The following is an 11,955-nucleotide window of genomic DNA, read 5'->3' on the forward strand; positions in this document are numbered from 1 at the left end:
ATTGACGCCCCAAGGCCGAAACCGTAAGAACGCGACCACTGGAGACGTGGCCGAGAGGCTGAAGGCACTCGTTTGCTAAATGAGCATACCCCAAAAGGGTATCGAGGGTTCGAATCCCTCCGTCTCCGCCACCCATTTTCTTGAAAAATCCTTATTTTGCAAGGCTTTTGTGGCCTAGCTTGACACTTTTCCCGCGCGCGTGTCAGAAATTCGTCCAACAAAACGCCCAACACGCGGGCATCCAATTGGCCGATTATCTGACCAACCGAGACGGCATTTGGCACTACGTCCGCCGCGTCCCCGAAGAGTTTAAGAGCCTTGACCTCCGGGGTATCGTCAAACTGTCTACGAAGATCCGCGTAGTTGACGATCCGAGGGCGGTCAGGGCCAGCAAAGTCGCGGCCCGTCTGAACGCTGAAACCGAAGCCTATTGGCGCGGGCTCGTGGACGGGCAATCTCTTGAGGCGCGTACCCGCTATATGGAGGCTAGACGCCGCGCTCGCTCCCTGGGGTTCGATTACGCCACGGTTCCAGATCTGGTTGACCGCCCGATTGCCGATCTCCTTGAGCGGTTCGAGCGTCTCATGGCCGACAGGCGAGCCACCTTCCAGCGCAGGACAGAAATCTTGAAACCCCAAGTGCTTCGTGTAATACAACGGGGCATAAGCAGACGCGCGCAAACTTGGCAGTGCGTTAGGGGAAAGAGCAATGGCGCAGGGTGTTACTTTCGAAGCGCAGTTAAGCCGTAGCTCATACAAGCAATATTTCCTTGTATCGCTGATTATAGCGACAGCTCTGCCGACCTTTGCGTTCATTCTGAACTACCATGTCTTTGGTCAGACATTCTCGCCGGTCGCATTTTTCCTGTCTATTATCTTGATTATGTCGGGTGCCCACGTCTGGTTGACGCTCGCATACTACCTCGACAAGCACTGGCTATCCTTCTTTGCAACCCGCCCCTTGATCTTCTTCGGCGGGCCAGCGGCGATCATTGCCGGGACAATCCTCCTGATCGCTGGCACTCCGCTCGTGATCGGTGCGACCGTTATGTACGCGGCCACGTTCCTGAATATCTGGCACCACAGCAAGCAGAATTGGGGAATCTTGGCCATGGTGGGCAAGATCCGCGGCTCGAATATTGCCGCGCTCCGGGTTCCTGTTGTGTGGGCTTGGCCGTTCTTTATGATTCCTTGGGCGCAGTTCGTGCCTGAGGTCAAGGCCGCGATCCCAGGAGACATCCTCGCGAACTCGGCCATGGCGTCAGGGTTGGCCTACCTGGTATTCTTCGCCTACTACCTCGTGAAGAGCGGGGTTCTCGCTAAGCGTGATCCGTCCATCCTCCTCTTCATCGCAGTGATCGCGGCCTACTTCATCCCGACCGCGATGTTCAACAGCTCCTATATGCTGATGGCTTTTCCGGCCGCGCATGCATTGCAGTATTACATCATCGTCCTAGCTTCCTTGGCCCTCCGCGAACGTAAGAAGGCGCGGACGGTTGGCATCCTGAGCTCGATTGCCATCGCTTCCGCCCTACTCATCGGTTTGACTGTGACCGCTTGGCTGGTGGTTAAGGTCAGTGCCGGCGGAAATGTGTGGGCAGAGGGACCGGTTCGCATTGGATTGGGGGTGCTCTACGGGGTAAACCTCCTGCACTTCTACCTCGATGCGTTCATCTGGAAGTTCTCGGACAAGCAGGTTCGCGAGCAGCACGGCGAAGCTTTCGCTTTCTGACATGCAACAGCTCGGAGCGGCGCCGAAAGGCCACATCGACGATATCGACTATCTGCGTGGTCTCGCGATCTTCCTGACAGGAATCGCACATCTAGGCCTTGGGATGCCTAGCGTATCGCCCCTTTACATGTGGGTGATCACACATGCGCAGTTCTGGGGCGGGGTGTATTTGTTCTTCGTGATCTCGGGGTTCGTGATCAGTCGAGCGTTCCTTGTGACCTTTGAGGAAGCCCGATCCGGAGAGGCTTTCCGAGCGGCCTGGAAGGCGTTCTACGTCCGGCGGTTCTTCCGGATCGTCCCGACAGCTTTGTTCTGGATCTTCGTGACCCTTCTATTTGCCGTTGTTTTCAATACGCACGGCAGCTTCGGGCCGCTGCGGGGCAACATCATTCAGGCGCTGTCCGCAGCGCTCTTTGTCTATAATTTCTACATCCCGAACTGGACAGCGACCTTCGGCGTGTTTTGGTCCCTCGCTCTTGAGGAACAGTTCTATCTAGTGTTCCCGCTCCTGAGCTGGCTGCCGTCGCGGTGGCGGCTACCGCTCTTGGTCCTGCCGATCATCGCGTTCTTCTTCGTGCACCGGCCCGCCGGGACCTATCCCGTGTTCTTTCCCTTGGACACGCTCTGCTATGGTGTCCTTATTGCGCTGTTCCATCGTAGCGGCCTGCGGGATCGGTTCGAGCCGCGATTCCTTCAGATTGCTGCACTGCGCTATTTGAACATTGCTCTGTCGATCCTCGGGCTGATCCTGATCCCGCAGCTATGTCAGAATGTCACGAGCGGCACGAGCTTGATGACGCTGGTGTGCGTGTGGATCATTTTCTGTTCCTCATACGACAAGGGCTACATGATCCCGCCAGCGGCTGGCTGGATGCGCGGTATGGGCAAGGTTTCGTTTTCCGCGTACCTCTGTCACATGCCAGCCTTCCTGGTTGCTCGCGAGGCGGCGATCTCCCTTGGCGCGTCATTCTCGCTCTCTGATCAGGTAAAGAACCTTGTGGCAGTCGTTTTCGGCGTCAGCCTCGCATCCGCCATGAGCGTCCTATCTTACCGCTTCATCGAGAGCCCCAGTCGGCGCATCAGCCGCGGAACCGCGGTTCCCTCAAGACTCGAGCTCTCTGCGGCTGAATAGGCATTATCTACTCCCCCTGTTCTTTGGAGAGAGCGGCGCGGTACTTCGCCAAAAGCGCTTCGACTCGTTCCTCACTGAACTCGGTCCCGGCCCATTGCTCAAATGCGTGCATGATCTCGTGCATCATGCTTTCGGGAATGAAGTAGGGAACCTCAGAGGCGGGGATGTCGCCGGTCGCGACCGTGGCAAGAATGCTGCCGAGGTTCAGTACGCAGAACGCCCGCGCCTGAGGGGCCGGGGTTGTCGCGCCAGGGAGGAAGGCCGCGAAGCCCGGTATCCAGTCTTGTTGATGGAATTCAATAACCGGAAGCGGCGTCATCACACCCCTCCCATAACAAGAAAGGGAAGGGCGGGAAGGGTGGCGAATCTGCTCATTTTGGCCCCTCGAAAACGTCCAACAAAACGTCCAACATGGAGGAAGCCAATCGAGCCTAGTTTCCTTGCAGAATAACGGTCTCGTGCAAAGCTTGGCTGGTATTTGACGGACTCCGACTCCGCCAATTCATTCCAGTAAGTATCTGATTTTTAAGGGCTTTGCCTGGCATGTTGCCGTCGGGCCCGACATCGACCCCGGCAGGCTTGCCGCGTTCGAAAGGTGGCTGTCCCAGCAAAGTCCTGTCACTGGCGATTGACGGATCGCATTAACGTCACAGGCTGTGGCGAGACGGTCCGATTCGAGTTTCCCTGTGTCGAAGAAAGCATCGATCTGGTGAGATCGATAAGGTCCCCTCTTGGCAGAACGGTCGGGTGCATGATGCACTGCTCGCGTTCTTCGAGCGAGAGACAGTGTGTCGCTGCCATGATCCCTACGTCCAGGCGCAACGTGATCTCTCCCCTGTAACATGGCTGATGACGGCCAATTCGCTCGACGAGATCTTCGCGACTCCGCGGGATCATTCGATTTCCTGAGCCGAGGCGAAAGGATCTACCGGCACTGAATCGCTAGATGCCACTGGATCATGAGCGATATTCGGAATGGCACAGGTTAACGGTACAAGGCGTCCAGCCGCAGTTGCGAACTCCTCTGTGGAGGCGGCACGGAATTTCCAGTATCTCTAATTCCTTTGGGTGCAGGATTTCACGTTTTCAAGGGAGGTAACGCGAATTTTCAACTGGGCTTATCTTGCGGCAAGCGATATCTGGGCATCATTACTTTGAATGATACTCGGACTGGACTGAGGCTCGCATGCAGAGTGCCGTCCATCGTGGAACGCCGTCGCTGCGCTATTTGCTCGCATGGGACGTCATAGCAATCACTCCATTGCTTTTCTTGCCGGTGTGGCGAGCCGGTCTGCCGCTTTGGCACCTGCCGCGGGCGCAATGGCTGCCGTTCCTGTGCCTTGTAGCGGCGTTTCTTCTCAGTGCAGCCATCGCGGCCTCCTTCCATAGGCTGGCGCGGTGGCAGGCTGCCCCTCTGGCGGCTGTCTGCACCGCGGCGGTGTTCGGACTTGTGCTGCTCGGCTTCTTCCTTAAGGGCACCGACTATTCCCGCGCGATCACGCTGACTATGTTCGCCTGCGCCGTGCTGTTGGTTCCCGCGCCCTATGTGGTGGGACCCTCGCGGCACCGGGCTGCACTTGGTGCATTGATCGCTGCGGTGGCAGCGGGGCCCTACGCTCTCAGCCTTGCGGAGCAGGCGTCGTCGCGCCAGGCCAGCTTGATCAAGACGGAATACTACAATCTCGAAGTTGATACGTACTCCAGCGCCATTCCACATCCGGTCGTGCAGGGCGGTGGCTTGGCGACGATCGGCGACCACTATCTGTTAGTGACCGGAGACGGTCGTTTCTACCTGTTCGGTTGGGGCACACCGGTCGAGCATCTCGCGGTCACACCGCTGCCATTCCGGGCTCCGATCAACGGCGACGCCTTCGCCCGCGCCGCTGGACGGCCATGGGCCACCCCCGCCTCCTATGTCGATCCGGCGATCGAGTCCGGCCGCGCGGGCAGCGAAATCCTCAACAGTGAATGGTTCCGCGTGTACAGCGTGCTGGTTCAGGAGACCGGTGACGACGCACGACTTTTCGTTTCGCACAACTTCTGGCACTCCGACCGCGACTGCTGGACCGAACGCGTGTCGGTCCTGCAAGCGAACCGTCAGGCGCTTCTTGCCGGCACAGCGGAAGCGGAATGGGAGACGCTCTACGAAACCCAGCCCTGTCTGCCCGTCACGGGACCGGATCGCCGCCACGGCATTCCGTTTGTCGGCTATTTCGGTGGCGGCCGGATGGCCCTGCTCGATGCACAGACGCTGCTGTTGACCGTCGGCGACTTCGGGTTCGACGGTGCGGCCTCGACGAAGGCGCAGGCGCAGGACCCCTCCACGTCCTATGGCAAGACGATCGCGATCCGCATTGCTGACGGCCGGACCACACTCTTCACGCTAGGCCATCGCAATCCCGAAGGGCTCTCCATCGACTCTTCGGGCGTCATATGGTCCACGGAGCATGGTCCCCAAGGCGGCGACGAACTCAACCGCTTGGTGAGGGACGCCAATTATGGCTGGCCATACGCGACCTACGGCACCGACTACGCATCGTTCGCGTGGCCTCTCAACAAACCGGAAGCGGAATGGCACGCCTACCGGTCTCCGGTGTTCGCATGGGTTCCCTCCATTGCCGTCACCAATCTCATCGCGGTTGAACGGGACCTTTTCACGCAATGGCGCGGCGATCTGCTGATCGCGTCGCTCAAGGCCCAGACACTGTTCCGGGCCCGCATCCGCAACGGGCAGGTCGCCTATGTCGAACCCATCGTGATCGGCAGCCGGGTCCGCGATCTCGTCGAGGGGCACGACGGTCGCATCGTCCTGTGGACGGACGACCACACGCTGATCTCGCTGCGCCCGAAGCAGAGCACAACCGGAGACGCGCTGTTTGCGGAGCGTTGCAACGGCTGCCATCAGTCCGTGCAGGTCAGCGGCAATCGGATTGGCCCGAGCCTATCCGGTGTCGTGGGGCGGCGGACCGCATCCCTGACGAACTACCCGGATTACTCTTCGTGTCTTCGCCGATTGGGCGGCATGTGGACAGAAGAGCGCTTAGACGCATTCCTCACGGCGCCACGAGCCTTGTGCCCGGGAACTTCCATGGATTTCGCGGGGATCGCCAGTCCATCGGAGCGATCCGCTATCATCCGGCACCTCGGCACGCTGCGCCATTAAGTGGATAGCGGCTACCCGAATTCAGGGATCCGATCGTTAGAAGATATGTTCAGTCGAGTTGCGATCCTCGTCGACCGTGATCGGGGGATTTCCATAGGTCTGGCAAGGTTCCCGGACGCTGCTGCTCTCTCACGTATTGACACGAAACAGGCGACGGCCTCTAATCTCGCCATGGGGATTGCGGTCTCCCCACGAGGCGACATGCCCAAGTATCGCGTCCGGCTCTCTCATGGGAGGACGCATCATGTCGTCGATCAACACCATTTCCATCGATAAGCTTGCCCGTCTCATCGGCACGCCCAAGTGCCCGGTCCTCATCGATGTCCAGACCGATGAAGACTTCGCGGCCGATCCACGTTTGATCCCCGGTTCAATCCGGCGCCCCTGGTCCACAGCGTCCATCTGGGCTCAGGACTTTAAGAGCCAGTCGGCCGTTGTGATCTGCCAACAGGGTCTCAAACTCAGCCACGGCGTGGCAGCGTGGCTCCGTCATGCGGGCGTGCCGGCGGATTCTCTGGAAGGTGGAGCGCTGGCGTGGGCGCAGGCGGGGCTGCCGATGGTGCCTGAGGCCAAGGTGCCACCGCGCGACGAACACGGTCGGACGGTCTGGGTGACGCGATCTCGCCCCAAGATCGATCGGATTGCGTGCCCTTGGCTCATTCGACGCTTCGTCGATCCTGCTGCGGTCTTCCTTTTCGTGCCGACATCCGAGGTGCCAGGAGTGGCGGATCGGTTCCGCGCGACGCCCTTTGACATCGAGGGCGAAGGCGTGTTCTGGAGTCACCGGGGCGAGATGTGCACCTTCGACACCATGGTCGAGGAATTCGGCCTCGCGACCGAACCGCTCTTGCGCTTAGCCACCATCGTGCGCGGCGCGGATACCGCTCGGCTCGACCTTGCGCCGGAGGCGCCGGGCCTGCTCGCGGCATCGCTCGGCCTTTCCCGAATGTACTCGGACGACTTGACTCAGCTCGAAGCGGGGATGGATCTCTACGATGCCTTCTACCGCTGGTGCCGTGATGCCGTCGATGAAACCCACAACTGGCCCGCGAAAAAATCGGGGGTCTGAAATGGATACGATGACCGTCCCCAATGCGACCGCGCGTCCGGATGTCCCGGCGCACGGCGTGACACTGCGCGAAGCCATCCGGGTTTGGACGCGGATCGCTTTGCTTAGTTTCGGCGGCCCTGCCGGCCAGATCGCAGTCATGCATCGCATCCTTGTCGAGGAAAAGCGCTGGGTCTCCGAGAACCGTTTTCTTCACGCGCTGAACTACTGCATGCTTCTGCCGGGCCCCGAAGCCCAACAGCTCGCGACCTATATTGGTTGGCTCATGCATCGCACCCGCGGTGGCCTCATCGCGGGAGGATTGTTCATCCTGCCCGGCATCGTGGCCATCATGGGCTTGAGCTGGATCTATGCTCTGTTCGGGAAAGTCGGAATCGTCTCGGCTCTGTTCTTCGGATTGAAAGCGGCCGTTCTCGCCATCGTCCTCGAAGCGGTTGTGCGGATCGGCAAGCGCGCACTCAAGAACCGCTTCCTCATCGCGCTTGCGGCAGCGGCGTTTGTGGCGATCTTTTTTCTGAAGGTGCCATTTCCGATCATCATCCTCATGGCAGGCTTGATCGGCTACATTGGCGGGCGGGCCGGCATGGCTCAGTTCCAAGTTGGGGGAGGGCACAGGGCCGCGAAAACAGGGCTGACCGATGCCGAGAGCCTGCTCGGCGAGGACGTGCCCGCGCATGCTCGCCCAACCGTGAGGGGCGCTTTGCGCAGCGCCGCGGTTTGGCTGACGCTATGGCTCGTTCCGGTCATTGCTTTGCTCGCCGCCTTCGGTCCAGGTGACGTTTTCAGCCAGATTGCTGTGTTCTTCTCGAAGATGGCCATGGTCACCTTCGGCGGCGCTTATGCGGTGCTGGCTTACGTCGCGCAGCAAGCGGTGGAGCACTATGGCTGGCTGAAGCCTGGCGAGATGCTCGATGGCCTCGGCATGGCTGAGACCACGCCGGGTCCTCTCATCATGGTCCTGCAGTTCGTGGGCTTCATGGCCGCGTTCCGTGATCCAGGTTCGCTGTCGCCTTTAGTGGCCGGCACTCTTGGTGGTCTTCTCGCCACCTGGGTGACGTTCACGCCGTGCTTCCTCTGGATTTTCCTGGGAGCGCCCTTCATCGAGATCATGCGGGACAACAAGGCGCTGAGCGGCGCGCTATCGGCGATCACCGCGGCCGTTGTCGGCGTGATCCTCAACCTCGCGATCTGGTTCGCGATTCACACGATCTTTGCGCAGGTGCATCCGGTCACTTGGGGGCCGGTACAATTCGACGCTCCCGTGCTCCAGAGCGTCAATGTCTGGGCGCTCTTGCTATCGATCGCAGCGGTCATCGCGATGTTTCGCGTCAAGGTGGGGATGGTGGCGACCCTGGCTGCAACCTCCGCGGTGGGAATCCTTCTCTATCTGGCGGGATGGATCCCATGAGCGCGTTGCTCATGTGGGCGCTTCCAGCGCGAGCCGGTAGTCTCCAAAGAAGGCGTCTTATCGCAACAGCAATGAGCGGTCGCTAAAACGCCGAATGAAACGCGTCGAGCCAGAAGGAGTTGGGGGCAGAGCAAGATAGGGAGTGATAACATGCGTGTTCGCCTTATCATCGCCGCTGCGAGCCTCTTCTCGCTATCCCCATATGCCTTGGCGGCCGAACCCTGGCAGCAGGTGATTGCCACCGGACTTGGCAAAGCCGGCACCGAGTTGCCTGGCGGGGTCTATCGCGTGGGCCTGCCACGAACGGATCTCAAGGTCGTGCTCGACGGCATCGAGATCAAACCAGCCCTGGCCTTGGGCTCATGGCTTGCTTTCAAGCCCATGGGCAACGAGGTCATGGTGATGGGCGACCTCGTTCTGACGCAGGAGGAGGTCAATTCGGTCATGATGCAGCTCGAAGAGGGGGGAGTGGGTATCACGGCACTCCACAACCACCTTATGCGCGCTGCGCCAAACCCGATGTACATGCATGTCCTGGGGCATGGTGAGCCGGCACAGCTCGCGGCAGCGCTGAATAGGGCCCTTAAGGCGAGCAAAACGCCCCTCGACACCGAAACCACCGCGTCCGCATATCAGGCCGTCCCGACGGGAAACGCCGAGACGACCATTGCTCTCGATACCGCCGCCATCGATCAGTCCCTCGGATACAAGGGCAAGATCAATAGCGGTGTCTATCAGGTGAGCGTGTCCCGCGCGGCAGCCGTCATGGACAGCGGGATCGAGGTTCCCGCCTCGATGGGATCGGCCATCGCCCTCAACTTCCAGCCAACCGGACCGGGCAGGGCGGCGATCACGGGGGACTTCGTGCTGACCGCTGACGAGGTGAATCCTGTCGTAAAGGCCCTGCGTTCGAATGGCATCGAAGTGACGGCAATTCATAACCACATGCTCAATGACGAGCCGCGGCTGTTCTTCCTGCATTTCTGGGCCGACGACGATGCCATGAAGCTCGCAGCGGGACTGAAGGCGGCGTTGGATCGGGTCAAGATCGCGAAGGGTTGAGGAGGGGCAAGTGCGAGGATGGCTCCTGCCGCCCGTAAGCCTCTTGGTGATGGCTGGGTTGTCCGGGGCAATCGGCCTACCGCATCCACGCGCAGCGGAGTCTGCGGCATTGCAGCTTGAGGCGAAAATACCGCTCGGGGATGTGAAAGGCCGGATCGACCACATGGCGATCGACCTCGCCCGTCAGCATTTGTTCGTGGCGGAGCTTGGAAACAAAAGCGTTGGGATCCTCGATCTGAAGGCATCGAAAATGCTGAGCCGAATTCGCGGGCTGAAAGAGCCGCAAGGGATCGGCTATGTCGCGTCCACCGACACGCTTTACGTAACCAATGCGGGCGATGGATCCGTGCGGCTTTTCCGGGGACAGGACTTTAAGGAGATCGGGCGTATCGAACTCGGAGACGATGCGGATAACGTCCGCGTCGATAGTACAGACAAACGCGTGTTCGTCGGATATGGCCGTGGGGCCCTGGCGGTCATAGGCGCTGAGACGCGCGGCAAGATCGCCGACATCGCACTGGACGATCACCCCGAAAGCTTCCAACTCGAGGGCCGCGGAAGCCGCATCTTCGTGAACGTTCCGCATCAGCATTCGATTGAGATTGTCGACCGTGAGAGTGGAAAACATCTCGCCAAATGGTCGACGGGGCGATGGAGCGGGAACTTTCCGATGGCGCTCGACGAGGCTTCAGGGCAGGTCCTCGTGGTGTTTCGAAGCCCAGCGACGCTGGCTGCGTTTTCGATGAAGGACGGAGCGACTGCCGCAAGCGTAGCAACGTGCCAGGATGCGGATGACGTGTTTGTCGATGCGAAGCGGCATCGGATTTATGTCAGTTGTGGCGAAGGCTATTGGGACGTTTTTGCATCGAGCGAAGGTCCTTTTCGTCGGATAGCTCACATCCCCACCGCTGCCGGCGCGCGAACGTCACTCTTTGCCCCTGAACTCGACCGCCTGTTCCTCGCGGTACGCGGGGGAACTCAGGAACGGGCCGCGATCTGGGTCTATCGACCCGTTCCCTGAGACGGCGGAAAGGATATCGCGCTGCATTTAATCGGATGAAGGAGAGGCAGTTGGCGTCACTCGAAAGACCGAGCCCTCAAGCATCGATGGAGGCAGCGCGGTGACGAGTGCGGAAACTCGCCTGGGAAATAGTCTGCCGGATGACATCAGGCGTGTTCTCATAGCGCGGTCCCTGCGCGCTTTCGGGGACGGATACGTGGCGATCTTGCTGCCGCTTCATCTCTCTCGTCTCGGCTATAACGCATTCGAGGTTGGGGTCGTCGCGACTGCGTCGCTGCTGGGCTCCGCCTTGCTGACGCTCGCTGTTGGACTCATCGGCTATCGCATCCCAAGGCGCCGGGCCCTGCTTGCCGCTGCTCTGCTGATGGCGGCGACGGGGTTGGGCTTTGCCGAGGTCGAGGGATTTCTGCTGCTGCTCGTGATCGCCTTCGTCGGAACGCTGAATCCATCGGGCGGCGACGTCAGCGTCTTCCTGCCACTTGAGCATACCGTGATCGCGCACGTGATTGCAGACGAGGAGCGGACGGCGGTCTTCGCCCGCTACAGTTTCGTGGGGGCTGTCTTTGGCGCTCTCGGGGCATTGTCGGTTGGAGTGGTGGATTGGCTCGCGCCGGTCATTGCACCATCCATCATATCTGCGATTCTGTTTGGACTATACGGTGCCCTCGGACTGCTGACGTTTCTCCTTTACCGCAATCTGTCATCCCGCGTGGAAGCCGACACCGGCACGCCGCAGACGCCGCTGGGGCCTTCGCGCGGGATTGTCTATCAACTGGCGGCGCTGTTCTCGGTGGACGCGTTCGGCGGAGGACTCGTCATCAATGCGCTATTGGCGCTCTGGCTCAGTGCGCGCTTCGGCATCGGCGTCTCGACCATCGGTGCGATCTTCTTCGTGACCGGCCTGTGCTCTGCCGTCTCGTATTTCGTGGCGGTGCCTCTGGCCCGACGGTTCGGGTTGGTGAACACGATGGTGTTCACGCACCTGCCTTCGAACTTCTGCCTGATCCTCGTTGCGTTCGCGCCGACGGTTGGGATCGCGTTCGGGCTTTTGATCCTGCGGAGCCTGCTGTCCCAGATGGACGTGCCGACCCGGTCGTCCTACGTCATGGCGGTTGTCAGGCCCGAAGAAAGGCCCGCCGCCGCAAGCGTAACCGCCGTCCCTCGCAGCCTCGCATCGGCCACCGCGCCGCTCCTGTCCGGATGGCTGTTGACCGTGTCTCCGTTCGGGTGGCCGCTGATCCTCGCCGGGACGCTGAAGGCAGCCTACGACCTCACCCTACTGCGGCGATTTTCAGGCCTGAAGCCGCCGGAGGAACGCTGACGGGATTTTTGCAGAACCGGTCCACATAGCAGTCGTGTAGTACCGCGC

The 11,955-nt window shown here is 60.3% G+C and carries 9 protein-coding genes and 1 tRNA gene; 9 read left to right on the top strand and 1 reads right to left on the bottom strand.

What is annotated here, in order from left to right; all coding sequences use genetic code 11:
* Nucleotides 1-40: 40 nt before the first annotated feature.
* The 3 genes from HB375_RS10280 to HB375_RS10290 all read left to right on the top strand — a co-directional run bounded on the left by HB375_RS10280 (nt 41) and on the right by HB375_RS10290 (nt 2,863).
* Nucleotides 41-131 (top strand) — tRNA-Ser (locus HB375_RS10280).
* A 577-nt stretch (nt 132-708) separates the two neighbouring features.
* Nucleotides 709-1,731, top strand: a complete 1,023-nt coding sequence (locus tag HB375_RS10285) for a hypothetical protein (protein WP_167672896.1) — start codon at nt 709-711, stop codon at nt 1,729-1,731.
* Between the two features lies 1 nt (nt 1,732).
* Nucleotides 1,733-2,863 carry an acyltransferase family protein gene (locus HB375_RS10290; protein ID WP_167672897.1) on the top strand — a complete coding sequence of 377 codons (1,131 nt, stop codon included), beginning with the start codon at nt 1,733-1,735 and terminating at the stop codon, nt 2,861-2,863.
* 7 nt (nt 2,864-2,870) lie between these two features.
* On the opposite strand, the gene HB375_RS10295 is transcribed toward HB375_RS10290, so the two are convergent.
* Nucleotides 2,871-3,182, bottom strand: coding sequence for a hypothetical protein (locus tag HB375_RS10295; protein ID WP_167672898.1), 312 nt, complete (start codon nt 3,180-3,182; stop codon nt 2,871-2,873).
* Nucleotides 3,183-4,049: 867 nt separating this feature from the next.
* Here HB375_RS10295 and HB375_RS10300 point away from each other — a divergent pair.
* From HB375_RS10300 to HB375_RS10325, 6 genes are all read left to right on the top strand, one after another.
* The gene (locus HB375_RS10300) at nt 4,050-6,026 is read left to right on the top strand and encodes a PQQ-dependent sugar dehydrogenase (protein ID WP_167672899.1); all 1,977 of its coding nucleotides are present in this window, start codon (nt 4,050-4,052) and stop codon (nt 6,024-6,026) included.
* A 244-nt stretch (nt 6,027-6,270) separates the two neighbouring features.
* Nucleotides 6,271-7,095 (top strand): chromate resistance protein ChrB domain-containing protein, encoded by an 825-nt coding sequence (locus HB375_RS10305; RefSeq protein WP_167672900.1) that lies wholly within the window; start codon nt 6,271-6,273, stop codon nt 7,093-7,095.
* Between the two features lie 10 nt (nt 7,096-7,105).
* The gene (gene chrA, locus HB375_RS10310) at nt 7,106-8,503 is read left to right on the top strand and encodes a chromate efflux transporter (RefSeq protein ID WP_167673258.1); all 1,398 of its coding nucleotides are present in this window, start codon (nt 7,106-7,108) and stop codon (nt 8,501-8,503) included.
* A 150-nt stretch (nt 8,504-8,653) separates the two neighbouring features.
* On the top strand, nt 8,654-9,565 hold the full coding sequence (locus HB375_RS10315) for a DUF1259 domain-containing protein (RefSeq protein ID WP_167672901.1): 912 nt from the start codon (nt 8,654-8,656) through the stop codon (nt 9,563-9,565).
* Nucleotides 9,566-9,728: 163 nt separating this feature from the next.
* Complete coding sequence (locus HB375_RS10320) at nt 9,729-10,586, top strand: YncE family protein (RefSeq protein WP_246728439.1); 858 nt, start codon at nt 9,729-9,731, stop codon at nt 10,584-10,586.
* Between the two features lie 100 nt (nt 10,587-10,686).
* On the top strand, nt 10,687-11,907 hold the full coding sequence (locus HB375_RS10325) for an MFS transporter (protein ID WP_343232390.1): 1,221 nt from the start codon (nt 10,687-10,689) through the stop codon (nt 11,905-11,907).
* The last annotated feature ends 48 nt before the right edge of the window (nt 11,908-11,955 follow it).

It is taken from the genome of Microvirga terricola, from assembly GCF_011777495.1.
Taxonomy (GTDB): Bacteria; Pseudomonadota; Alphaproteobacteria; order Rhizobiales; family Beijerinckiaceae; genus Microvirga; species Microvirga terricola.